This is a genomic window from Pseudomonas sp. FG47 (genome assembly GCF_057809115.1).
Genome location: NZ_JBMDJI010000003.1, coordinates 11,851 through 35,601 on the forward strand (window position 1 = coordinate 11,851; position 23,751 = coordinate 35,601).

General features: G+C 67.6%; 14 protein-coding genes and 1 riboswitch. Of the genes, 7 read left to right on the forward strand and 7 right to left on the reverse strand.

Annotated elements, in window-relative coordinates:
- Positions 1 to 95: 95 nt before the first annotated feature.
- From ACODS5_RS04335 to ACODS5_RS04345, 3 genes are all read right to left on the reverse strand, one after another.
- The gene (locus ACODS5_RS04335; RefSeq protein WP_489108029.1) at positions 96 to 12,359 is read right to left on the reverse strand and encodes a putative filamentous hemagglutinin family protein; all 12,264 of its coding nucleotides are present in this window, start codon (positions 12,357 to 12,359) and stop codon (positions 96 to 98) included.
- A gap of 154 nt (positions 12,360 to 12,513) precedes the next feature.
- Positions 12,514 to 13,683, reverse strand: a complete 1,170-nt coding sequence (locus ACODS5_RS04340; RefSeq protein ID WP_489108030.1) for a substrate-binding domain-containing protein — start codon at positions 13,681 to 13,683, stop codon at positions 12,514 to 12,516.
- 106 nt (positions 13,684 to 13,789) lie between these two features.
- Positions 13,790 to 14,935, reverse strand: a complete 1,146-nt coding sequence (locus tag ACODS5_RS04345) for a substrate-binding domain-containing protein (RefSeq protein ID WP_134692934.1) — start codon at positions 14,933 to 14,935, stop codon at positions 13,790 to 13,792.
- A gap of 444 nt (positions 14,936 to 15,379) precedes the next feature.
- On the opposite strand from ACODS5_RS04345, the gene ACODS5_RS04350 reads away from it, so the two are divergent.
- The 5 genes from ACODS5_RS04350 (at position 15,380) to ACODS5_RS04370 (ending at position 21,059) form a co-directional block, all read left to right on the forward strand.
- Positions 15,380 to 16,546 carry an acetyltransferase domain-containing protein gene (locus ACODS5_RS04350; protein WP_489108151.1) on the forward strand — a complete coding sequence of 389 codons (1,167 nt, stop codon included), beginning with the start codon at positions 15,380 to 15,382 and terminating at the stop codon, positions 16,544 to 16,546.
- Positions 16,547 to 16,572: 26 nt separating this feature from the next.
- Positions 16,573 to 16,770: riboswitch (cobalamin riboswitch) on the forward strand.
- A gap of 113 nt (positions 16,771 to 16,883) precedes the next feature.
- A complete protein-coding gene (locus ACODS5_RS04355) occupies positions 16,884 to 17,909 on the forward strand; it encodes an ABC transporter substrate-binding protein (protein ID WP_489108031.1) in 1,026 nt (341 codons plus the stop codon).
- The gene (locus tag ACODS5_RS04360; RefSeq protein ID WP_489108032.1) at positions 17,906 to 18,922 is read left to right on the forward strand and encodes a FecCD family ABC transporter permease; all 1,017 of its coding nucleotides are present in this window, start codon (positions 17,906 to 17,908) and stop codon (positions 18,920 to 18,922) included. The genes ACODS5_RS04355 and ACODS5_RS04360 overlap by 4 nt, the downstream gene beginning before the upstream one ends.
- Complete coding sequence (locus ACODS5_RS04365; RefSeq protein ID WP_489108033.1) at positions 18,919 to 19,725, forward strand: ABC transporter ATP-binding protein; 807 nt, start codon at positions 18,919 to 18,921, stop codon at positions 19,723 to 19,725. Before ACODS5_RS04360 ends, ACODS5_RS04365 begins: the two co-directional genes overlap by 4 nt.
- Positions 19,722 to 21,059: an OprD family porin gene (locus tag ACODS5_RS04370; RefSeq protein WP_489108034.1), complete on the forward strand. Its 1,338-nt coding sequence runs from the start codon at positions 19,722 to 19,724 to the stop codon at positions 21,057 to 21,059. The genes ACODS5_RS04365 and ACODS5_RS04370 overlap by 4 nt, the downstream gene beginning before the upstream one ends.
- Before the next feature lie 42 nt (positions 21,060 to 21,101).
- On the opposite strand, the gene ACODS5_RS04375 is transcribed toward ACODS5_RS04370, so the two are convergent.
- The 3 genes from ACODS5_RS04375 to ACODS5_RS04385 all read right to left on the reverse strand — a co-directional run bounded on the left by ACODS5_RS04375 (position 21,102) and on the right by ACODS5_RS04385 (position 22,434).
- Complete coding sequence (locus ACODS5_RS04375) at positions 21,102 to 21,422, reverse strand: hypothetical protein (RefSeq protein WP_489108035.1); 321 nt, start codon at positions 21,420 to 21,422, stop codon at positions 21,102 to 21,104.
- 157 nt (positions 21,423 to 21,579) lie between these two features.
- Positions 21,580 to 22,002: a bleomycin resistance protein gene (locus ACODS5_RS04380; RefSeq protein WP_134692927.1), complete on the reverse strand. Its 423-nt coding sequence runs from the start codon at positions 22,000 to 22,002 to the stop codon at positions 21,580 to 21,582.
- Positions 22,003 to 22,053: 51 nt separating this feature from the next.
- Positions 22,054 to 22,434, reverse strand: a complete 381-nt coding sequence (locus ACODS5_RS04385; RefSeq protein WP_134692926.1) for a GFA family protein — start codon at positions 22,432 to 22,434, stop codon at positions 22,054 to 22,056.
- A gap of 170 nt (positions 22,435 to 22,604) precedes the next feature.
- Between ACODS5_RS04385 and ACODS5_RS04390 the strand changes: the two genes are divergently transcribed.
- Positions 22,605 to 22,760, forward strand: coding sequence for a hypothetical protein (locus ACODS5_RS04390; RefSeq protein WP_167659504.1), 156 nt, complete (start codon positions 22,605 to 22,607; stop codon positions 22,758 to 22,760).
- Between the two features lie 78 nt (positions 22,761 to 22,838).
- Positions 22,839 to 23,318 (forward strand): hypothetical protein, encoded by a 480-nt coding sequence (locus tag ACODS5_RS04395; RefSeq protein ID WP_489108036.1) that lies wholly within the window; start codon positions 22,839 to 22,841, stop codon positions 23,316 to 23,318.
- Positions 23,319 to 23,344: 26 nt separating this feature from the next.
- Here ACODS5_RS04395 and ACODS5_RS04400 read toward each other — a convergent pair whose 3' ends face one another.
- Positions 23,345 to 23,722, reverse strand: coding sequence for a response regulator (locus tag ACODS5_RS04400; RefSeq protein ID WP_060513295.1), 378 nt, complete (start codon positions 23,720 to 23,722; stop codon positions 23,345 to 23,347).
- Between the last annotated feature and the right edge of the window lie 29 nt (positions 23,723 to 23,751).

The following is a 23,751-nucleotide window of genomic DNA, read 5'->3' on the forward strand; positions in this document are numbered from 1 at the left end:
TCGTGCCTATCGATCAGCCGTTCCCCAGGGCACCCTGCCAGGCATGAGCTTGCGCAGGGTGCTTGGACTTCGAAGGCCTCGCTACTCGCGCCTCCTCAAAGCAACAAGTTGCCCCGTTCCTCCTCGGTCAACTGCGCCTTGGCCCGCTCATCCAACACTCCCGCGCCCAGCACCTGCACAGGGCTGTGTCGGTTGTATTGCGGGTTCAGGCTGGCCCCCTCCTGCCCCGGCACTAGCCGCTCGCCACCAAAACCCAGAACCTGCACGGTAATCACCGACGGTTGCCGCTGCCGCGCCGCTGCCTGCTGCTGACGCCCGGCCTCCTCGGCCGCCTGGGTTGCTGAAGACGCCGCCGCGCTGGCCGAAGCGATCGCGCCGGTATTGACTGCCGCCACCACCGGCATGCCCTTGGCATCGCCCTGCACCTGGATGTTGGCGGCGTTGACCACCTGCAAGGCGGCGATGTTGACGTTGCCCGACACGCGGATCCCCGCCTCGCCAGCATCGATGGTGCCCAATGGCGCGATCAGGTCGATATCCCCCGGTGGCACTTCGGCGATCGGGTTGAGCGTGGCGATACCGGCACCGCTGCTCGGCACGCTCGGCGCCAGCCCGACGTTACCCCACAGGTCGTAGGTACGCTTGGGCGGGGTATACACCAACGTGGTCTTCGACCCGCGTCCGGCGTTGATGTCGCCACTGGCCGACCAGCCGAGGATCGAGCCGCCGAAAGTAGTCATGATCCGGCTCTGGCCAAGCAGGATGCTGCCCTGGGAGTACAGCTGGATATCGCCGCTGCCTTGGGTGATCACCCCCGCCGTGGCGGGTGGCGCCTCGCCCTCGATACCGAACACCTGCTGGCCGCCCGGGGTGAGCACCTGAATGGCGCCGCCGAAGTCGGTGTGGATACCGGCGCCGCCATGGAAGGTGGCATTGCCGCTGTAGCTGATCGGGTTGCCGGCCACGTCCTTGGTCGGGAACAAGGTGGCGATGGCCTGGCGGCCACGCAGGTAGCTGCCGCTGCGCGGGCCGTCGACATCGTTGTACTCGCGCCCCCCCTCGCGCAGCTCGGCGAAGTACAACTGGCGAGCGAAAATGCGCTGCTGCTCGGCAGGCAGCGCGGCAAAATAGCTATTCGCCGCCTCGCCATCGCCGTCGAAGGCAAAGCCCGCGCGCAGCCAGGCCAGCAGCTCCTGGTCATAGACCTTGGCCACCTTGCCCGGCTGGCTGGCCAGCGACCGCGACGGGTCGGCCAATTGCTCCTGGCCCAGGTAGCGCGCCAGCAGCCCGGCATAGTCCGGCCCCTGGGCCGCGCCGACAACGATGGCGATGGCTGCGCCATCATTGCCCGCACCGCCGCCGCCCACTCGACCGATACTGCTGATCGCCGCTTCCTGGTAAGCCGAACTCACCCCCGGGCCGGACTGGTACAGGTTGCGCCCGGCCAGCACTTCCAGCTGGCCGGGGCCAGCGACATTGAAGCTGCTCAGACGAATGTCGCGACCAGCGCTGACCAGCGACACGTCGTGACGGTCGCCATGGATGAACAGGTTGCCGGCAGAGCGGCTCTCGCTACCACCGCGGGTATCCACCAGCCCAGCCGCGGCCTGGCGTTGGTTGTCCAGGGTGGTACCGGCGTTGACGATATCGCGGCCAGCGATGATGCGTGCCGGCCCGCTGCCCTGGTAGAGCTTCAAGCCGAGCAAGGGGTACTCGATGATCTCGCCGGTGTTCAAGCCGACGATATCGCCGTCCAGGGCATAGAAACGCACCGGGCTGGCTGGCCGGCTGCCCCGGTCGCTGTAGGTGTTGACGCCAAAGCTGTACAACGGCGCCGACCAGGGCTCGCGCGACAGATCGCCGTGCAGGTTGCTCGAAAGCACCAGGTTGCCTGTGCTGGTGCCCAGGAATGCCGGGCGCCACGGCGTGGCCAGCGCGCTGTCGTCGGTGCCGCCCTGGCTGACTACGTAGCCGCCGGCATAGATCGAATCCCCGGCCAGCAACTGCAAGCGGGTCTTGGCCGAAGGCGCGGTCATCAGGCTGTAAAGCGAGGACGGCCCGTCCGTGCTGCGCACCGAGTCGCCGTAATACAGGCTGCCGTTGACCGCGGTGGCGCTCAGCGCGGTCGGGTAGAACACCCGGCCGCCATAAATGGCCAGGTTGCGCGTGGGCGCCGTCACGTTGTTGTAGGCATTGGGCGCCAGGTCGCCGCCCAGGCTCATCAGCTCGACCGAGGTCTGCGGCGTCCACAGCGTGAACCAGCTGTTGCCGCGCCCCGCCATCGACGCGCCATTGTCGGCGCTGAACGGCGTGCTATTGAACTGCGGTACCCGCCCCGGGTCGCCAACGCCCTTCACCACCAGGTCGCCACGGCTGCGCAAGCGCACGCCGCTGTCGCCCGGCATCAGCGTGATGCCGCCCAGCGCCTGGGCGCGGGTGGCGGTATAGGGGTCGTAGGCACGGGATTCACTGTTGTCGTGCTGGAAGCCGTAGCTGCCGTAGATCGACTTGAGCAGGCCGATGCTGGCGGCGTCCACCTGCAAGGCACCGCGCAGGTTGACCAAGGTGCCTTGCAGGTCTACCAGGGCATCCGCGGCCGTGGCGGCGGCCAGCATCGGGTTGAGCCCGCCGCCGACCCGCAGGTCGAGGTCACCACCACCGGTTTGCACCAGGCGCCCTTCGGCGTTCATCCGGCCAGTACTGGCCACCACCAGGTTCAGGCCCTGGCTGCGCTCGACGTCGCTGGCCGCGGCGCTGTTGGCCTGCAGCAGGCCGGCCGCGCCAGCGACGCGCACGTCCAGGTTGCCGCCGCCCAGCGTGCCAAGGCCGGTGAAGCCGACCAGGTAGGGCAAGCCAGGGTCGCTGGCCGGGTCCTGGGCGAAGCTGGCAAAGTTGAGCCACCAGGCGGCCGGGGTGCCGGCATCGCTCTGGCCCTGGCGCCACAGCCAGTTGCCGACGGCGGCCGAGGGCACCTGACGGCGCGTCAGGCGATCATTGCTCTTGGCCCCGACCAGGTTGCCGGTCAGGTCGCCACCGGCCACCACCAGCAGGTTGCCGCCTTGGTGCGGGTACCAGGCGCGGTAATCGCTTGTGCTCGCCTCGTAGGCCGTCCCCAGCGGGCCCAGCACACTGCCGTTGGCCTGGCGACCGCGAGCCAGCTGGTGTGGATCGCGGCCCTCGACGAGCAGCGCCGGCGCCTGGGTACCGGCGGTGTACACGCCATACAGCGAATCCATGCGCCAATCGCCGGCGCTGAGCAGCTCGAGGTCGCCGGTGCCGGTGCGCAACACGCTGAACAACTGGGTCTGCGGGGTAATCTGGGCCTTGGTGATCCCGCCAGGGGTTTCGATCTTCTGGCACCAGGTCGGCCGCGCGGTACATAACGGCAGCAAGTTGGCCGGCACCGGCTGGCCGGGCACCCGGCCCACGGCCAGGTTGGTCCAGACATAGCTGATGGTCGGCGGCGTGGTCTCGATCACCCGCGTGGCGATGTAGTGCTGGTCGGCCAGGCGCAATGCGCCGGCCTCGGGCTCGACCTGGGTAGTACGGCTGTCGGCGGCGCCCAGGTCGGCACCGGCCACCAGGCGTATCGACCAGGACTGCGAGCCCTGCGCCAGCATCTGTCCCAGCGCCCAATTGCGCCCCTGCTGGCCGGCGATTTCCTGACGCAGATCGACCCAGAATACCCCGCTGGGCAGCTTGACGTCGGTGTCGGCCGGCAACAGCGCGCCAACCGCCAGGGACAAGCTGCCACGCTGGACAAGGCCGCCGCTGGGCAACGCCGTGCCCTTGCGCCACACGCCGCCGCGCACGGAGGCCTCGACCGGCAGGCGGCTGCCGGCGTCCAACTGCGTATCGGCGGCCAGGGTAACCGCCTGTTCGAGCAAGGTGCCTGGCGCGAACAGCACCTTGCCGGCAGCGTCGCGCACGGCGGCGTCGAGCACGGTGCCGGCCGGCAAGGTCAGCGCCCTGGCCAGGCTCAGCGGGTTGTTCAAGCGGGTGTTGGCCGGCAGCGCGGTAGCGGCGAACGGCAGGTCGAAATTCAAGGTGCTGCCGCCTGGGTAGCGGGTCCCCTCGGCCAGCTGGACGCCACTGCGCGGGATGACCAGGTCGCTCTGGAACGGCTGCTTGCCAGGGACCAGGATCCAGCCACGGCCGTCCAGGCGGTCGCTGCCGCTGGCCAGCTCCGGCGGCAGGAAGCCGTCGCTGATACTGCCATGAACCTCCAGGTTGCCACCTGCACGCAGGACCAGGTGGCCGACCTCGCCCGAGCCTCGGATCAAGGTCTGGGGCGTGCTGGGGTTGAGGCTGGCATAGCGATGGCCAGACAGGTCGAGGTCACCGCGCACCACCAGGTCGGTGCTGGCATCGCGGCTGGCGACTTCCAGGCCCGGACGCAGGTGCAGGGCCTGGGCGTAACTGGCGTTGTTCAGGCCGGCAAGGCGGTTGTCGAGCAAGTCGCGGTTGGCCAGCGCGGCATCGATGAACAGCACGCTGCGCCCGTGCTTGGCATCCAGGTAGGCCTGGTCGATGTACTGGTAGGGCCGGCCGCTGGCCGCGGTGCCGCCGTCCGGGGCGTCGCTGTAGCGCTGGTTGCCGACCACGGCGATGGTCTTGGCTCCGAGGATGTCCACCCGCCCACGGGCGTCGATGGCGATATCGCCGGCAATGTCGCCACCCACCCGTGGCGCCGTCAGCACCAGCGAACCACGGGCTTGGCCATCCTGTTGCGCGGCGGCCGCCGCCGTGCCGTGGCGCAGGTCAAGGCGCGCGCCGGGGCGCAGGGTCAGCAGCCCGTCGCCGCTGTCGAGTTCGATCAGGGCACGGTTCGGCGCATCGATGATAGCGCCCTGGCTGTCGACCCGCAGCAGGCTGCCATGGGCGTCGAGCACCGCGTCGGCAGCCAGGGTCAGGCCATGCTTGGCCGCCAGGCGAATACTACCGACCTGGGCGCCACTGGCGTCCACGGTACCGGCCACGGTGAGCTGGCCGTTGTCCAGCGAGACCGTGATCTCCCGGGCCTTGAGTTGGTCGCCGATCACCAGGTCGCCCTGGCTGATCTGGAAGCTGCGCGCGCCGAACACCTGGTCACGGTTCAGGCGCTGGTTTAACCCGGCAAAGTCGTCGAGCTGGCGAGCACGCACTTGCACCGCGCCCTGGGCATAAGGCACCCAGGCGCCGCCGGCATCGTACTCGCCGCTGGCACCGCCGAGAATCTGCCCCAGCAAGGCCACCTGGCCCCCCTGCGGGCCTTGGGCGGTGGCACTCAAGCGGCCAGCGCGGTTGTTGCGGGCACTGAGGTCGACCAGGCTGCCGGCAGCCTGGCGGATATCACCTTCGCGGCTGCTCAGCAGCAGCTCGCCGCCCCAACTGTACTGGGTCACGTCGTTGAAGGTCAGGGTACGACCGGCCAGGTCGATATGCGCACGGTCGTCGAGCAGCAGATCGTCTTGCGCGAGGACGCTCAGTTTGCCGCTGGGCAGGCTGAAGGTACCGTCCAGGCTGACCTGGCGGCCACTGAGCGCCAGCTCCGCGCCCAACCCGTCGCGCCCGCTGGCCAATGCCGTGCCGCCGCCGGTCACGCGCAACTGGCCGCCGGCGCTGATACGGTTGATCGAACCGGCGCTGCCGGTCCACAACGGCGTGTCCACCAGCAGATCGCCGCCGCTGTACTGGAAGCCGCCCTCGGCCTGCCAGGCGCCGCGCTGATGGTAGACCTGCAGCGCGCCGGCATGGTTGGCGCTGACCTGGTGGCTGGCGCGGATATTGACCTGGCGGAAACCCAGGGTCTGGCGGCTCATGCTGGCGGTACCGTCCGGCTGGCTGGCCGGGCCGTAGCCAAAGGTCAAGTCCGCCACCTGCAGTTCGAGCACGCCGTCGCCGCTGCCAGCGCCGCCGGCAATCGGCGCGCCGGGCAGCGTGCGGGCGCCGTTCCACACCAGGTTGCCGGTGCGGATCAGCGCCCGCTCATCGGCCTGGCCCAGGCCATACAGCGCCGGCGCGCCGATGATCAGTTGCTGCACCCGGTTACGCCCGGTCAACGGGTCGTAGGTGTCGAGCTGGCTGTTGCCGAAGAAGTTCAGCGAGTCCGCCGCCGTCAAAGTCAGGCTCTCGAGTGCCGGCACACCCTGCTCGGTGCTGCCCTGGAACAAGCGGTCGAGCACCTGCTGGTTGAGCGTCAGCCCCTGCCCCAGCACCCCGGCGTTGGCCGCGGCGGCCAGCGCTGCCGCCGAGCCGACATTGATCCGCCCCACCGCCAGGCCTAGGTGGCGCGTGCCAAAAAGCACCTGGTCATCGAGGTTGAAGGTGCGGTCGGTGGCGGCGAACAGCGAACCCTCGGCGTACAAGCGGGTCAGGCCGTCACAGCGGCTCGACACGCAGCCGCCGATCAGGATGCTGCCTGGGGCGAAGAAATCGTCGGCCACCGACGGCAGCACGTCGAGGCGGCCATTGGACAGCGCCAGCAAGCCGTGGGCATTGGGGTCGAGCAGGTAGCCGTCGGTGGCATCGTACGGCACCTTGCCCCGGCCCAGGGTGATGATCCCCGCGCCTTGTTCGACGACGATCGCCCCCTGCCCTTTGTTGGTCGCCAGGAACACTTCACCGGCGCGCAGCTCGGCACCACTGCGCAGCAGGATGTCGGTGGACGACTCCATCAAGCGCAGCATGTTGCCACCCTGGCCGTAGCGCACCTCCGGGCGCGCGCCGATGCTCAGCCGTGGCGCCTTGAGCGCACTCAAGTCACTGGCCCGCAGGGCCACGCGATTTGGCTGGTCCCAAGTGCTCGCCTGACCATCGGCAAGCAGCTCGATGGCATCGAGCCCCAACACCGTCACGCTGCCGCCGCGCCCGCCGCTGGCGGCATCGAAGCGCGCCTGGCCGGCGAAACGCAAAGTGCTCTCAGGGTCGCTGTTGGGCTTCAGGCGCAAGGTCAGCCATTTGCCGTCGGCCTCCAGCGCCGCCCGCGGCACCCCCTTTGCCTGCGCATCGGCCTTGACGAAGCCGGCGTAGGACATTTCGTTGTACTGGCTGTAACGGCGCAAGGTGTCGGCGGCGGTGAGGATGACCTGCCCCGACAACGGTTGCGCGATGGCGGTATTGGCCACCGACAGGCTGCCCGAGGTAGTCCAGGAGCCGTTGCGCATGGCCAGGCTGACGTTGCGCTGGCCGGCCATGGCCAGGCCGTTGAGCTCGAGACGAAAGGCGCCCGGCAACAGGGCGTAGCTGGCCGGCAGCAAGGTATAGGTGCCCGCCGCGAGGCCAGGGATGCCCTGGTCGAGGGTGATGCGCTGACCAATGGCCGGGTCGGCGACCCCGGCCTCGCCCGCCAGGGGCGCATAGTCACCGACAAGGCCCGGGACGATGGCGTACACCGGGTTGCTCGAAAGCGTCGGCAACAGCAGGCGGCCGTTGCCGTCGAGTTGCAGTAACGGGTGGTAGCGGGCATCGGTGGAGCCCCCGCGCCCGGAAACGAAGCCGGCACCGCTCAGCTCGCCGCCGCCGGCCAGGTCGATCAACGCCCCGGCCTGGACCTCGATGCGTTTGCCGGCCAACACCACGCCATGGTCGTTGTCGCCGCTGCCGCCGAGCAGCTCCACCGGTTTGCCGTCGTAGAGGTAGCTCAAGCCGTCGGCCGTGCCGCCATAGGGCATGCGCAAGCCCGCCGCGCTGACCGAGGTGATGCTGCCGGGCAACAGGCGCAAGTCCTGGCCGGCTTCAAGGGTATCCCCCAGCAGCACCTGGCCGAGCGGCGCGCGCACCACCCCGCCCTGTTCCACCGTGCCGGCGCTCAGGTGCAAGCGCCCGAACACCGACAACGGCAGCGCTGGCGTGTCCTCGCCAACCCGGCCGATGCGCAGGCTGGCATCGCCGCTGGTCTGGACCCGGGCGTAGGCGCCGGTCACCGGGTACAGCTGGGCGGCCAGCAGTTCCAGGTCGGCATTGCTGCTCAGCACGGTCGGCCCTGAGGTCGAGTCGCGGCCCAGGAAGCGAATGTCGCCTTGGCTGCGCAGCCGAGCCAGGGCGAAACCCCGGCGATCGAAAGTCAATGGCTGGCCATTGCCCAGGGCGAGGCTGCCGTGCGCACCCAGGCTCAGTTCGTCACGCACTTCGAGCAGGTTGGCCTCGACCTGCAACAGGGCATGGGACGCCTGTTGCGACAAACCACCCTTGACCGTCGGACGCACGGTAAAATCGCCACCGAAGTGGTTGCTGCCGGCCAGGCGCACGTAGGGCGCGCGCAGATGGATGCGCGCATCGTCGGCGCTGTCGGCGGCCAGCACCAGCGAGCCGGCGTACAGTTGCAGGCTTTGGGCCATCGCCAGGTCCAACCCACCGTCGAAGGCCAGCACGCCGTCGCTGAGCAGGGCCAGGCTGGCGAAGCCGGCACGTTCGACCAAGTCCATGTCCAGGCGGCCATGACCGTAGCGCAAGCCGTCATCGCCGGCCCCGCGCCCCAGGACCAGTTCGCGGGGCACGTTCAGGCCATCTTCGAGCCCATCCTTGTAATAAAGGCCAGTGTCGAGGGCGACGCCGAGGCTGCCCCCGGCAGCGTTGGCGCCGCCGGCCAGCGCGCTCAGGCTGCCCTCCAGACGCAGACCATAGCTGGAGGCCAGGCTGATGCTGCCACCGGCGCTGGCCACCGTCAGCGGCCCCTGCTCACGGATATCCAGCACCGCGCTGGCGCCATCGGCATGCAAGCGGGCGCCACGGGCGATGTCGACGAACAGATAGGCGCCGTCACTGATGCCCTTGGCGTGGTCGATCTGGCCGCCAATGACAATGCTGCCGCCAGCGATCACCTGGCCATATCGCCGGCCCTGGCTGTCGAGGGCGGTGAAGGCCTGGCCGGACACATCGATCGATGCCGCCTCGCCCAGGCGAATGGCACGCTCATGCAGGCGCTCGCGCACCCCGGACGCGGCGCTTTCCGGTAGCGCCTGGCGCAGGCTGACCCTGCCGCCAACGGCCTGCAAGGCACCCTCGAGGTTCAGTTGCGCAGTGCTGCTCAGCTCGATCGCCTGCAACGGGTCGACACTGATGCGCGCGCCACGCTGCACGTCGAGCACGGCGGCCTCGCGCTGGGCCACGGTCTGCCTGGTATCGCCCGCGGCCAGGCTCAGGCTGGCACCGCCGCGCAGGCTCAGCACGCCCTTGGCTGCGTTGTCCTGCTGCAGCGGTGGCAGCCATGTCGTGGCCTGGTCGCTGACTGGCTGACTGCCATCGAGCAATTCCACCGGCCGCGTGACCTGCACCTGGGCGCCCTCTGCCACGGTCAGCTGGCGCGCGGCGCGCACGCTGTAGCGGGCAAAGCCGCGGCTGAAGAAATCCTCACCCAGGTGCAGGCCGCTGCCGTCGGCTAACCCGCCGATGCGCACCGTGTCCGCCTGTAGGTCGAGAGTGCCGGCGCCTTGGCTGCCATGGCCACGCAGCTCCCCGGCCAATTGCAGGCGCCCGCCCTCGCCGGGGTTGTAGGCGCTGGCGTGCAGCGTCAGGTTGCCGCCATGGCCGCCGTTCAACTGGTTGCGCTCGCCGCGCACGACCCCGGCGGCCACATCCAGCACACTGCCCTGTCCCAACAGCACGTCGCCAGAACTGCGCAGCGACAGGTTGCCGCCATGGCGCCAGGCCATGGCCGGCGCATCGTTGCGCTCGCTGCGCACACCGCTGGCATCCAGGCGCACGCCATCGCCGACCACGACCTGCGCGCCCATCCCGGCCGGGGTGGCCAACACGCGGTCCCGCAGATCGGCGCCGTCGCGCTGATACAGCACATCGCCCAAGGTCATCTGGCCGCCCTTGGCGGTAAGGTTGGCAGCAACCCGTACCTGCGGGGCATATAGGGTCAACTGACCGCCATCGGCCAGGCGCAGCGCCTCGTCCACCTGCACCGACTCGCTGGCGGCCACGCTCAGGCCGCCCAGGGCAAAGCCGTTGAGCAGGCTGCTGTCGAGCAGCAACTGGCCACGGCGTTGCTCGTCCAACGGCGCCTGCAACTGCACCTGGGCACTGGCGCCACGACCGCCGGCGTCGAGGGTGACCTGGCGCATCACCGGCGACAGGCTGAAGACCAGGTCCTTGCTGGCGGCGAGATAGCCTGGAATCTGCTGGCCAATGACCAGCTGGGCGCCTCGGGCAACGGCGCTATGCACCTGTTTGTAGCCATCCAGGCCGGTCACCGGCGCCTGCAGCTGGCGCGGGTCCTGCCAGGTTGCACCGATCAGTTGGCCATCGAGCACGGCGCTCTGGGTGGCCACCACCAAGCTGCCGGCGTCGCGGCCGACGGTATAGCCCTGCTCGAAACGCTGCTGCGGCGCAATCAGCGGGTTGTAGAACAGGCGGGTCTGGTTCCAGCGCGTGGAGTTGTCCTCGAAGCCTTGGTAGACGCCGCTGTAGAGCAAGTCGCCCGGCGCCTTGGACAGTTCGTACAGGCGCCCGTCGGCACCGCGCAACCAGCTTTGCCGGACATAGCCGTCCTGTACCGCCAAAGTGCCACCAGACAGGTTGATCTGCGCGCCAGCACGGGTCACCAGGTCCTGGCCGGTGAAAGTCAGCGTGCCGCCCTGGGCCATCCACTCGCCCACGCCGTGGCTGCGGGTGCCCAGGTAACCGCCGACCTCCAGCAGGCCGCCAGCGGTGTACCAGCGGTCCTTGGCATAGCCATTGACCCCCGCCGCCACGTGCACCAGTTCGCGCACATCGACCCACACATCGCGATTGCCCAGCCCACCCTGGTCACGGTTGCCCGCCGCATCGCGCTGCTCGTTGCCCTGCACGTTGACCTTGATGACGTTGCTTTCCATCGCCACCTTGACTCCGAGGGCGCCGGCCACATCCAGGCGCGCACCGTCGTCGACCAGGCTGCGCCGGCCCGCGCTCACCGCCACCTGGCCACCGCTGGCCAGGGTCAGCGAGCCGTCCTGGAAGTGCACCGTGGCGCCGCTGACTATCTCGACCCGCGACTGCTCGGGGCGGTCGATGACCGTGCTGAGGTTGTCGAAGCGCCCGCTGGCCAGGTTGCCGTTGCTACCGTTGACCACTGCCCGCGAAGCTTCGCGCTGGCTGTCGAGCGCCGCGCTGTCGTCCAGCAGCACGGCGGTGACGCTGCCCTGCCCGAGGCTGACACTGCCGGTGGTGTCGCTGGCAGCGTTGAGCAGGTGGATGCTGCCGCGGCGGTCCACCGAGGTACTGGCCAACGCCACGCCCTGCTGACGCACCTGGTGCCCGGTCAAGGTAATGTCGCCACCGGCGGCCTGGATCAGGCCATTGTTGACCACCGTGCCGGCACTGCTGCCGGCCTGGAGGCTGCCGGCCACTTCGTTGCCGCGGGTGGTCGAGTAGCGGTTGGCCTCGGTGCCCTGGCCGCGGCGGATGTAGAAATCGTCCGCCGCCGCCAGGGTTGCCTGGCCCTTGCTGGTGATGATCTGCCCATCGTTGCCCACCTCGCTGCCAAGCAGCAGCACGTAACCGCCGCCGCTGGTGGAACTGGTCGGTTCCTGGGTGCGGATCTGCGCGCCGCGTTCGACCAGGACCTTGCCGGCGGCCTGGGTGAAGGTGGCCTGGCTGGCGCTGTTGTCGACATACAGGCCGCGCTGGCTGAACTGCTCGTCGCTGATCTGCGCGGCCGCGGCCACCAGGTTGCGCACATTGACCTGGCTGGTGCCGTTGAACACCACTCCGTTGCGGTTGATCAGCATCACCGTGCCTGGCGCCTCGATCTGCCCGTGGATCTGGCTCGGGCGGGCAGCCGGGTCGTTGACCCGGTTGAGCACGGCCCAGTCGGCCTGCTGTTGGAAACGCACGGTGGTGTCGCGACCGACGTTGAAAGTCTCCCAGTTGAGAATGGCCTTGTCGGCCGTCTGCTCGATACGCACCTGGGTCTTGCCACCGGCCTGGCTCTGCTGTGGCGCCTTGGCATTGCGCCAGCCCTGGGTGAGCGGGTTCTCGTCGACCTTCAGGCCGCCCTCGCCCAGGCCATTGGGGATCACTTGCGGCTGCACCTGGGCCAAGGTCCGGCCATTGGCCTGGGCCGCCTGCTGGGCGGCGATGGCTGCCACGGTGCTGTTGAAGTTGCTCACCGTGCGCTGGAACTGCTGGTTCAGCCGTTGCTGCTGGGCCAGCGGCGGCGGCGAACCTGGCAGCGCCTGCCCAGCCCCGCCCACGGCGCCGCTGCCGGCCGGGGCGCTGGCAGCGCCCTTGGCGGCGAACCAGGCCGAACTGAACGGTTGCCCGGCCTGGGCGCTGCCGGCCAACAGCAACAAGGCAATGGCCTGGGCCAAGGGCTTGAGCAGCAACGGCTCGCCGCTGGCAGGCTTGCCGCGACGCAGTGCGGCGGTGGCTGGGAGGGCTGGCTGGGGCATGCCGCGCGACATCGCAGGGTTCCTTGTGCTGGTTCTCGAAAATCGTCAGGCGGCGCTGATGCCGCTTTGCCATAAGGCACTCCGGCCGCTGGGCGACCGAAGCTTTGTCATGCAAAGTTCATCTGGCTGGGGTATGGCGACGCACGCGGGCGGCTCAAGGCCGGCCGATGCCGTTGCACACCGACGGGTTGCCGATATCGGTGCCTTCGCCATAGGCATCGAACAGGAAGGTGCGGCGCAGCTCATCGGCGAATGGCTGTGGCAAGGTCACGAAGACATGGCCCATCACCGCGATCCGCCGCTGGCCGGCGTACAGTTCGCCGAGGAAATCGCGAATCGCCCGGGTATCCGCGGGGTTCTGATAGCACTGGCCGAGCAGCAGGTTGCTGAAACCGACGATGGGGTAACCCGTGCTGGCAACCGGCAGGTCGCCGGCGGCACTGCCATAGGTCGGTACCCAACGCAGCGGGTTGCCGCGCTCGGCGGCGCTGGCCGGCGCCTGCGGGGTACCCAGCCCGGCCTGGGCCGCCAGCACGGTGGGTAGCGCCGCCGTCCCGGCGGCCATGGGCAGCTTGCTGACCCGGGCGACCTTGCTGTTCTTGCCCGCTTCGGTGTAGTTGGCGGCCACGTAGCCGATGGCCCCGTCGTTAAGGTTGACCTGAGCCGTCACGTCGGCACTGGTGGCAACCGCCAGCCAATGGCCAGGCGGGGTGGCGAGGCTGGCGGTGGTGAAGCGGGACGCTACCCTGAATGCCGACGGGCAGCTGTCGTTGAGGAACCGCGACAGCACCTCGGTGGTACCGCTGTCGCCCGCGCGGTACACCACCCGTACCGGCGTGCTGTCGGCAGTGCCCAGCACCTGGCCCCAGGTGGCCAACGCCCCGGAGAACACCCCGCACAACTGCTGAGCGCTGAGCTGGAGCGTATCGAGCCCGCTCTTCTGATAGGGAATCGCCACCGCCATGCCGGCCACCGGCACCTGGATCATCGGCCCGTAGGCGCTTTGCCGAGTGCTGCGATAGCTGGCCAGTTCGCTGGCCGTGAGCACTGCCTCGCCCGCGGCGAAATCGACGGTGCCACCCGCCGCCTGCCAGATCAGCGTCGGATCGTTGGCCAGGAACGCCTGCTTGCCGGCCAGGCTGTTGACGGCGCTGTAGGTGAAACCATCGGGCAACAGCCGTGGCAGCGTGGGGTACAGCGGGTTGCCGGTGTAAAGCCGCTTCACCGCCGTGGAACCGCCACCGTTGACCTCGGCGCAGGCCGTGCCGGCCAGCAGCGCGGCACAGGCCAGGGCGGCCAGTTGCAGGGATCTTTGCTTGAACACGTGTTGGGCTCCTTCATGCACACGAAGAAAACCCCGGCGGCGCCCACGGGCACCGCCAGGGTCATGCCCTCATCCAATAGATGCGGGCCACTGGGGAACAGCCGTATTACGAGCGACCGATACCGTTGCAGACGTTGCTGTTGCCGATATCGAGGCCTTCGTTGCCAGCGTTGCTGATGAAGGCTTTCTTGACTTCTGCGGCAAACGCCGGTGGCACCGGCACGAACGAGTGGATGCCGATGGCCAGGTCGTGGTTGCCGCTGTACAAGTCGTCGAGGAAGCCGCGAACCGCGGTGGCATCGGCGGCGTCCTTGTAGCATTGGCCAACCAGCAGGTTGGTGTAGCCGACGATCGGGTAGCCGGTGGTCGGGACCGGTTTGTCGCTGGCACCACGACCGAAGGTGACAGCCCAGCTGGCTGGGTTGGCACGGTCGGTGCTCGGGGCGGTGGCGCTGCCCAGGGCGATCTGCGCCTGGTCGACGGTCGGCAGCACCGCGGTGCCACTGGCCAGCTTGCTGACACGGGCGACCTGGGCATTGTTGGCGGTGTCGACGAAGTCAGGGCTGACGTAGCCGATGGCGCCGTCGGTAGCGTTCACCGCGTTGACCACATCGGCGCTGCCAGCAACGGCTTGCCAGGTGCTCGGCTCGGTGCCGACGTTGGCGCTGGTGAAGGTGCTGCTGACCGAGAAGGCAGTCGGGCAAGAATCGTTGAGGAAGCGCGCCAGCAGTTCGGTGGTGCCGCTGCTACCGGCACGGTAGATCACCTTGATCGGGGTGGTGTCGCCGTTGCCCAGCAGGGCACCCCAGGTAGCGATGCTGCCGGAGAACACGCCGCACAGTTGCGCGGCGTTGACCTGCAGGTTGCTGACACCGTTGCGGTGGTAAGGAATGGTCACGCTGGTACCGACCGCCGGTACCTGGACCAGCTTGCCCCAGGCAGCGGCGCGGGTGCTGTTGTAGGTCGACAGTTCGCTGGCGCTGAGCACCGAGTCGGAGCCGGCGAAGTCGACGTTGGTGCCGGCAGGCTGGTTGATCGACGCAGGCGCGTTGGTCAGGAAAGCGGTCTTGCCACCGCCGCTGCCCACGCCGGTGTAGCTGAAGCCGCTTGGCAGGATACCTTCCCAGGTGGCGTTGCCGTTGTACAGCGGCTCAGGCAGGGTGGCACCGCCGCCGACCACGGCGGCCATGGATTGGGCCGAAGCCAGGGTAGCAGCCACCAGGGAGGCGGCGATCACAGTACGCTTAAACATGAAGCAATCTCCTATCGTCGTGTTCGTACGTTGAGTGGGTCGCGCATTGCTGTGGCCGAGGCCGTACACCCTGATCCAGAGGGGCTGGAGGCCTGTCCACGAAGGCAACATTCGCAGCTTGTGGTGACAGCCAAAGGAAAAAACATCGGGAGTTCGGCAGGGAAAAACTCGGGTGTCGCGGGGTGGTTCCGGCGGTTTTTCCGGGAGGTGAAGGAGGCAGGCCAGCGGTTATGGGTGATGCTGATCTGGAGGATTACCCGCAAGGCACTCGGGAGGTTGGCCAGGCCGCGAAAAAAGTTTCAATGCAGAGTGACTGATAGGCGCTGCTGGGGTCGTGGTGAACGCCTGGTGGCCCTCCACACGAAATCGAGCTGTTCAGGCGCCAGTGAAATGTTATACGATAACATTTGATTTGAAATGCCATTCCTGTCTGCGACCCAGCCAATGACCAGCGCCACTGCCCCTTCCCCCCTGCCCAACCAACGCCTGCAAAGCATCGACGCCCTACGCGGCCTGGTGATCCTGTTCATGCTCCTGGACCACGTGCGCGAAACCTTCTTTCTGCACCGCCAGGTCAGCGACCCGATGACGATCGATGCCACCGACCCCAGCCTTTTCGCCAGCCGCACCCTGGCGCACCTGTGCGCCCCGGTGTTCGTGCTGCTCACCGGGTTGTCCGCCTGGTTGTACGGCGAAAAGCACCAGGGCCGTGGCGACGTCTCGGCCTTTCTGTTCAAGCGCGGGCTGTTCCTGGTCGTGCTGGAGGTCACCTTGGTCAACTTCGCCTGGACCTTCCAGCTGCCACCCAGTGTGATCTACCTGCAGGTGATCTGGGCCATAGGCCTGAGCATGATCGCCCTGTCGCTGCTGGTGTGGTTGCCACGCCCGGCGCTTATCGCCCTGGGCGCGCTGATCGTCGCTGGCCACAACCTGCTCGATGGCCTGCACTTCGAGCAGGCATCGGCCCTGCATGTGCCCTGGGCGGTCCTGCACGATCGCGGCTGGTTGGAGGTCTGCGACAACTTACGCTTGCGCACATCCTATCCGTTGTTGCCGTGGATCGGCGTGATCGTCCTGGGCTACGCCCTTGGCCCATGGTTCGCCCGCACCAGCCAGGCCGATGCCCGCCAACGGCGGCTGCTGCTGGCCGGGGCTCTGGCCCTGCTGGGTTTCGTTGCACTGCGCCTGCTCAATGGTTACGGCGAAGCGCCCTGGAGCAGTTACCCCAGTGTCACGCAGACGCTGATGAGTTTCTTCAACATCACCAAGTACCCACCTTCGCTGCTGTTCCTGGCCCTGACCCTGGGCGCCGGGCTGCTGTTGCTACGCGCCTTCGAGCGTGCCGGCAGCGCTCGCTGGATCGGCGCGCTGGCGGTGTTCGGCGCGGCGCCGATGTTCTTCTACCTGCTGCACCTGTATGTGCTCAAGGGGCTGTACCTGGCCAGCGTCGGCCTGTTCGGCCGCAACCAGGGCGAATATTTCGGTTTCGAGGGTGTCGCCGCGGTCTGGCTGCTGGCCATGTTGCTGGCTGCCGCGCTGTACCTGCCGGTCCGCGGCTTCGCCCGGTTGAAGGCGCGGCGCCGCGACCTGGCCTGGCTCAAGTACCTGTAAAGGCGTTTCGCCCGGCGGTGCGATGGTCTACCATGCCGCCCGCCGGTTTCCACACGGAATCAAAAGGGAATCCCAGGCGCGTCCAGCGCGCGCCGAACGGAACTGCCCCCGCAACTGTAGGTGCCGAGCCCACGCCATCGATGCCACTGGATGATCCATCCGGGAAGGCCGGCGTCGGGCCTGGACGCACCAGTCAGGAGACCTGCCGGCACGTGTTCACCAACCGGCGGGGTGTCCGGGATGGTCATCCGCCTTGCGCTCGCAGCCCCTCGCTCGTGCCCGGCGATGCCTGTCCGTGCCCATGACCGCACAACGCAAGACAGGAGACCGCCCCACCATGTTGCCCCACCTCGCCACCGTCGTCGCCGGCTTGACCCTGTGCGCGCTGGCCCAGGCCGATAGCCCTGCCAGTGCCACCCAGTATCCGTTGACCCTCGACAACTGCGGCGTGCCCCAGACCTTCGCCCGGGCGCCCGAACGCGCGGTGACCATCGGCCAGGCCGGCAGCGAACTGCTCTATGCCCTGGGCCTGGGCGAACGCCTGGCCGGCACTTCGTTGTGGTTCAACAACGTACTGCCCGAGTTCAAGGCGCAGAACGACAAGGTCGAGCGCCTGGCCGATAACGAACCAAGTTTCGAGGCGGTGGTGGCCAAGCGTCCGCAACTGGTGGTGGTGCAGTTCGAATGGATGGTCGGTGCCCAAGGCGCGGTCGCCACCCGCGAACAGTTCGCCGAATTGCAGATTCCCACCTACCTGCTGCCCTCCGATTGCGAAGGCAAGGACAACCTGGTGGGCGCCGATGGCACCCGTCTGCAACCGTTCAAGGTGCAGAGCATCTACAAGAGCATCAGCCAACTGGCCGAGATCTTCGACGTGCAGGCGCACGGCGCCGCCCTCAACACAGCACTCCAGGGCAGCCTGCAGCGTGCTCAGCAACAACTGGTGGGCAAGGACCTGAGCCACACCAGCGCGTTGTTCTGGTTCTCCAGCGCCGACCTGGCGCTCGACCCGTACGTGGCCGGCCGTCAGGGCGTGGCCGACTTCATGCTGCAGACCCTAGGGGTGCGCAACGTGGTCGAGTCCAACGAGGAATGGCCGACCGTAGGCTGGGAAACCCTGGCCAAGGCCAATCCCACCTGGCTGATCATCGCGCGCATGGACCGACGCCGCTACCCTGCCGATGACTATCAGAAGAAACTCCAGTTCCTGCGCAGCGACCCGCTGACCCGCAACATGGAGGCGGTGAAACAGGACCGCATCATCGTCCTCGACGCCGATGCCATGCAGGCCGGCCTGCGTCTGTTCCGCGGGCTGCAAGTGCTGTCCACGGCCTTCGCCAGCGGTAAAGCGGCGCAACCATGAGTCGCCTGCTGCCCCTTGGCGCCTTCGCGCTGCTCGCCCTGGGCCTGGCCATGCTCGCGGGTATCGCCATCGGCGAAACCCCAGTGAGCGCCGAAGTGTTCTGGCAGGTGCTGGCCAATCATCTGTGGCAAGCGGGCTACCCACTCGATCCGATCGACGCCGGCATCGTCTGGAACTACCGGTTGCCGCGTACCCTGGTGGCCGCTGCCTGCGGCGCGGGCCTGGCCACCTGCGGGGTGATTCTCCAGGCGTTGCTGCGCAACCCGCTGGCAGAGCCGTATTTGCTGGGCCTGTCCGCCGGGGCCTCGACCGGCGCCGTGGCGGTCGGCCTGCTCGGCCTGGGCGGCGCGGCGCTGTCGCTGTCCGGCGGCGCCTTCCTCGGCGCACTGGCGGCCTTTGCCTTGGTGCTGGCGCTGTCCCGGGCCAGCGGCAGCCGCCATGACAATACCCAGGTGATCCTTGCCGGGATCGCCGGCTCGCAGCTGTTCAACGCGCTCACCGCGTTCCTGATCACCAAATCCGCCACCGCCGAGCAAGCCCGCGGCATCCTGTTCTGGCTGCTGGGCAACCTCAGCGGGGTGCGCTGGCCATCGGTAGCCCTGGCGGTACCGATGGCCGTGCTGGGGCTGCTGGTCTGCCTGGGCCATCGGCGGGCATTGGATGCCTTCACCTTCGGCGCCGATTCCGCCGCCTCGCTCGGTGTGCCAGTGCGCCGCACCCAGCTGCTGCTGATCAGCTGCGCGGCATTGGTGACCGCGGTGATGGTGTCGATCGTCGGCGCCATCGGTTTCGTCGGGCTGGTCATTCCCCATGCGCTGCGCCTGTTGCTGGGCCCCGGGCACAGCCGCCTGGTGCCGGCCAGCGCGCTGGGCGGGGCGTTGTTCCTGATCGTCGCCGATATCCTGTCGCGCACGCTGATCGCCGGCCAGGTGGTTCCGGTGGGTGTGGTCACCGCACTGATCGGCGCGCCGCTGTTCGCACTGATCCTGGTCAGCCGTCGGGGGCGCCCATGACGGCGCTGCACACCCCCGCAATGGCCCCCATCAGTTGCCAGGGCGTGCACCTGCGCCTAGGTGGGCGCGAGGTGCTGCATGGTATCGACCTGGCCGTTCGGCCCGGCGAGACCCTCGGCCTGGTCGGCCCCAATGGCTCCGGCAAGTCCACCTTGCTCAAGCTGCTGGCCGGGCTGCGCGCGCCCAGCAGCGGCAGCGTCCAGTTGCTCGGCACACCCCTGGCGGCCCTGCCCCGCCGCCGTGTCGCCCAGGCCCTGGCCCTGGTCGAGCAGCAGGCCGACACCCTGGATGCGATCCGCGTGTTCGACGCCGTCGCCCTGGGCCGCACCCCCTGGCTATCGGCCCTGGCTCCCTTCGGAGCAGGCGACCGCGCCATCGTCGAGCAGGCACTGGCCGACGTCGACGCCAGTCACCTGGGCCAACGCCGCTGGGGTGAGCTGTCAGGCGGCGAACGCCAACGTGTGCATATCGCCCGCGCACTGGCGCAACGCCCGCAGGTATTGTTGCTGGATGAGCCGACCAACCACCTCGACATCCAGCACCAGTTGACTTTGCTCGGCCAGGTCCAGGCGCTGCCGATAACGACCCTGGTGGCGTTGCACGACCTCAATCAGGCGCTGACCTGCGATCGCCTGGCCGTGCTCGATCAGGGCCGTCTGCTGGCCCTCGGCAAACCGGCGCAGGTGCTGACACCCGAGCGACTGCTCGCTACCTTCGGCGTGCACGCCCACTACCTCATCGACCCTTTCGACGGCGCGCGCATCCTGCGCTTTCGCGCCCCTGAGCCGGGAAAACGCCCGTGAAGCCCCTGGCCCTCGCCCTCCCCTTGCTGGGCTTGACACCCCTGGCTCTGGCCGATTCCAGCCAGTCGCAGGCCAAGGGCTGGCTCGCCGACAGCCGTTGGCAGTTGCTCAACCGCAGCGTCTTCGACCAGCGCGACTACCGCCATGGCGGGCGCAACAGCGGCGCGCGCAACGCCTACAAACCCCGCGCCGAGCGCAACGGCAAGGCTGAGGAATGGGCCTATGGTTTGATGGGCACGTTCAACTCGGGCTTCACCCAAGGACCTGTCGGGGTTGGCGTGGATGCCCATGCCTTCCTCGGCGTGCAGCTGGACAGCGGCGGCGGCCGTGCCGGCAAGGCGCGGCTACTGGGGCTGGACAATCAAGGTCATGCCAAGCGCGACTACAGCCGTGGCGGCGCGGCACTGAAGCTGCGGGCCTCCAACACCGTGCTGTCCTATGGCGAGCAGCGGGTCAGGACACCAGTGTTCAGCTCATCCGACAGCCGCCTGCTGCCCGAAACCGCCACCGGCCTGTTCCTCACCAGCCAGGAACTGGATACGCTCAAGCTGGTTGCCGGACACTTCAGCGAAAGCACCGATCGCAACGCCTCCAGCCACGACCGGGGCTTCGTGGTCAACTACTCCAACGCCCGCCAGGGCAAGCAGTTCGACTTGGCCGGCGCCGTATGGAACCCGTCCGCCACGCTCAGCGCCAGTCTCTACACCTCGCGTTATCAGGACAGCTGGAACCAACATTATCTCGCCAGCACCCTGAGCCATGCCCTGGACGCGCGACGCAGCCTCAGCCTGGACCTCAACCTGTACCGCACCACCGACACCGGCAAGGCGCTGTCCGGGCGTATCGACAACACCACCTGGAGCCTGGTCTCGCGTTACGCCGAGGGGCCGCATGCCTTCAGCCTCGGCTGGCAGCAAGTGGATGGCGATACACCGTTCGACTACGTGACCCGCGGCGCGATCTTGCTCGGCAACGCGGTGCAACTGTCCGACTTCAATGCGCCGAACGAGAAGTCGTGGCAGGCGCGCTATGACCTGAACATGGCCGGATATGGCGTGCCGGGGTTGAGCTTGACGGCGCTGTATGTGCGGGGGTTCGCTATCGACGGGACACACGTGGACCCACGCGGCGGCTATGCCTACCTGGGCTATGGCAAGGAGGGTCGGCATTGGGAACGTGACCTGGAGGCGCGCTATGTGCTGCAGGATGGCAAGGCCAAGGGGGTCGCGTTCTCGTTGCGGCACAATGTGCACCGAGGCAACACCGCGCAGGCGGAACTGGATGGGGACCAGATCCGCCTGGCGGTGGAGTGGCCACTGTCGGGTGGATGGTGATTCAGGCCGCTGGGAGCCGAGTCAGGTCGAAGCTCGGCAGGATCATGCCGGCGCAGTCGCCTGGGGTAGCTGCCAGTAGGCCAACTCCTGTGGTGTCAAGCTGGCCAGTACCTGGCGGAAAATTTCGCTGAACTCGCTGCTGACATTGCCGAACGCCTGGTAGTTGCTGAGCAGGTAGCGCTTGACCGTGTTCGGCCACTTTCCGGCCTTGTGCGCGGCGATGATGATGCCTTTGGCGTCCTGGTAATAGGCTGCCGGCTTCACCTCGGTCAGACGCCGCTCGAAATGCCCGCAGGTCCACTCATCTGCACGGGCCTCGAATTCGTCCAGCAGTTTCACTTTGTATAACGCAAGCTCTGGCATGGGTTAGCTCCTTGGCGTTGACGGGAAGGAGACGGTAGGCGATTGCGCTTGGGGTGAAAATGAACGGGGTGTTGAGGGATGCCGCCTGATACGGGAAGGGTCTGACAAACGAGCGAGAGGGGCTGCCAGAGCAGCCTTGCCAGCCAGTAGGCCCTCGTCATGCCAGGGGCCGCTCGCCCAGCCGCTCGCCGAATCGTAGCAGGTAGCCGTCCGGGTCCTGCACCAGAAACTGACGTAGCCCGACCTCGATATCATCGGCACGGTACCAGGCGTCTTCACAGGCCTGGAACAGCGGCCAGCGCCGCTGCTCGAGCCGTGCCAGCAACGGCGCCACGGCCGTCACCTCGATCTGCAGGTTGATCCCCCGCCCCAGGGGTTTGACCAGAGCGGCGGTCAACCAGTGGTCGTCAGCGTCGAACTGTTCGAGCATCACCTGTGCCCCCTCACGTTCAAGAAAGACGAAATGCTGCTCGGGCCGTCGGTAGGCGATCGTGAAGCCGAGCAGGTCAACCCAGAAGGCAACGCTGGTGGCCAGGTCGGTGACGAGCAGTTCAGGGACAAGTGCATTGCGTGAGAGCATCCGAATCTTCCTTGAGCCGCGCATGCGCAAAACCGCCATGATAACGATTAATCAGCCACAGGCATCGACCTTCCACCAGGCCGGCCGGCTGCCTTTGAACGCATGCGCAACCGGTCTAAGGCCCGGCGCCTGTGGGTCGTCGAAACAGCCCAGCAACAAGGCCACGGTCGGCCCATCGTCGACGGCACCCAGGGAGCTGCCGCAGGTGGCGCAGAAGGCACGGCTGGACGCTGACGAGGAACGGTACAGCGCAGGCGCACGCCCCTCCCCGACCCAGCTGACCGCTGCCTTGTCGAACTCGACCCAACACAGGGTCAAGCCACCCGAGTGCCGCTGGCACTGGGAACAGGAACAGGTATGGGGACAATCGGCCTCGCCCTCGGCGATAAAACGGATGCGGCCACACAGGCAGCCACCAGTAAAGCGGGTCATCGCACGCACCTCCTGCACTGACGGGAGCTGGCACGATAGCCAAGGGCGCAGCGATTGTTGGACGGATAAAGTGTTACACCATATGGCATGGGCGCAGGCGAAGACTGCACCCGGCATGCCCCACTGCTAGAGTGCCCGCCCTGATACACAGAGACAATGGAACCTGCTTGATGGACAGAATGATTCAATTTGTTGCCGTGGTCGTGCTGTGCACGCTCATTGGTACCGCTTGCGAGTACTACGCGGTGAATCAATACCTGAAATGGTTGTTGATGGCGCTGCCAGCCATCGTCTGGGTGCGCCTGCGCAATCCATTCCAGCGCTGAACGCAACTGATCGGCACAGGTGCCTCGGGGCCTGGCTTGCAGTAAACTCCCAGGCCTCCCCGCACCCAAGGCCCGCCCATGCCCCGCCTGCGCAAACTGCTGCTTCCCACCCTGCTGCTCGGCGCCCTCACCGGCTGCGACCACCCCCCCAGTCGCGAGGAAAAGATCCTCGCCGAGCTGCCCTTGCAGGACGCCTATAGCCACAACATCGAGCGCATGGCCGGGCTGCTGGCCATGACCCACCGGCAAGTGCCCGAGGACAAGATTCGCGAGGTGCTGCGCAAGCACCTGACCGTCGAGGACCAACGCCAGGACTTGTTCAAGCTGTACAGCGAGCAGCACTTCAGCGATGCCGAATTCGCCAGCATCGTCGCCGCCACCCGCGACCCGGCCAAGGCCAAGGCGCTGGGCGACACCGACGAAGGCAAGCGCCTCAGCGAGAAACTCACCGGATACATGCGTGAAAGCGCCAGCGACCCCAAGGTGCAAGCCCTGGCTGAAAAACGGATGCAGCAGGTGGAGGATGACCTGCGGGCCCTGGAGCAGGCTGCGCCCTGAGTTCAGCGGCACTGCGCAGGGCTTGGCTAGCGCAACAGCGCCTGAATCTGCTCGTGCAAGGTATCCAGGTCGAACGGCTTGGCCAGGATCGGTGCCTGGCGCGCGATCGGGCTGCCAGATTCGAGGATCTCCGCCGGATAGCCGCTGATGAAAATCACCTTCAGATCCGGTCGCAGCTTCACCGCCGGCTCGGCAATCTCCACCCCCGAGATGCCACCGGGCAGGCGGAAATCGGTGACCATCAGGTCCAGGTGCGGCTTGCTGGCGAGGATGGCAAACGCCTGCTCGCCATCCTCGGCCACCAGCACATGGTAGCCCTCGCCCGCCAGGTAATCCCGCAGGATCATGCGGATCGCTGGCTCGTCCTCGACCACCAGCACCACATCTTGTGCATCTTCACTCATGTCAACGCCTTCACATTCGATAAGTTGGC

Bases quoted from the DNA above. Each gene is read 5' to 3' on its own strand.
- ACODS5_RS04335 (WP_489108029.1), bottom strand. From the start codon at position 12,359: ATGCCCCAGCCAGCCCTCCCAGCCACCGCCGCACTGCGTCGCGGCAAG.
- ACODS5_RS04345 (WP_134692934.1), bottom strand. From the start codon at position 14,935: ATGTTTAAGCGTACTGTGATCGCCGCCTCCCTGGTGGCTGCTACCCTG.
- ACODS5_RS04350 (WP_489108151.1), top strand. From the start codon at position 15,380: ATGACCAGCGCCACTGCCCCTTCCCCCCTGCCCAACCAACGCCTGCAA.
- ACODS5_RS04355 (WP_489108031.1), top strand. From the start codon at position 16,884: ATGTTGCCCCACCTCGCCACCGTCGTCGCCGGCTTGACCCTGTGCGCG.
- ACODS5_RS04360 (WP_489108032.1), top strand. From the start codon at position 17,906: ATGAGTCGCCTGCTGCCCCTTGGCGCCTTCGCGCTGCTCGCCCTGGGC.
- ACODS5_RS04365 (WP_489108033.1), top strand. From the start codon at position 18,919: ATGACGGCGCTGCACACCCCCGCAATGGCCCCCATCAGTTGCCAGGGC.
- ACODS5_RS04375 (WP_489108035.1), bottom strand. From the start codon at position 21,422: ATGCCAGAGCTTGCGTTATACAAAGTGAAACTGCTGGACGAATTCGAG.
- ACODS5_RS04380 (WP_134692927.1), bottom strand. From the start codon at position 22,002: ATGCTCTCACGCAATGCACTTGTCCCTGAACTGCTCGTCACCGACCTG.
- ACODS5_RS04385 (WP_134692926.1), bottom strand. From the start codon at position 22,434: ATGACCCGCTTTACTGGTGGCTGCCTGTGTGGCCGCATCCGTTTTATC.
- ACODS5_RS04390 (WP_167659504.1), top strand. From the start codon at position 22,605: ATGGACAGAATGATTCAATTTGTTGCCGTGGTCGTGCTGTGCACGCTC.
- ACODS5_RS04395 (WP_489108036.1), top strand. From the start codon at position 22,839: ATGCCCCGCCTGCGCAAACTGCTGCTTCCCACCCTGCTGCTCGGCGCC.
- ACODS5_RS04400 (WP_060513295.1), bottom strand. From the start codon at position 23,722: ATGAGTGAAGATGCACAAGATGTGGTGCTGGTGGTCGAGGACGAGCCA.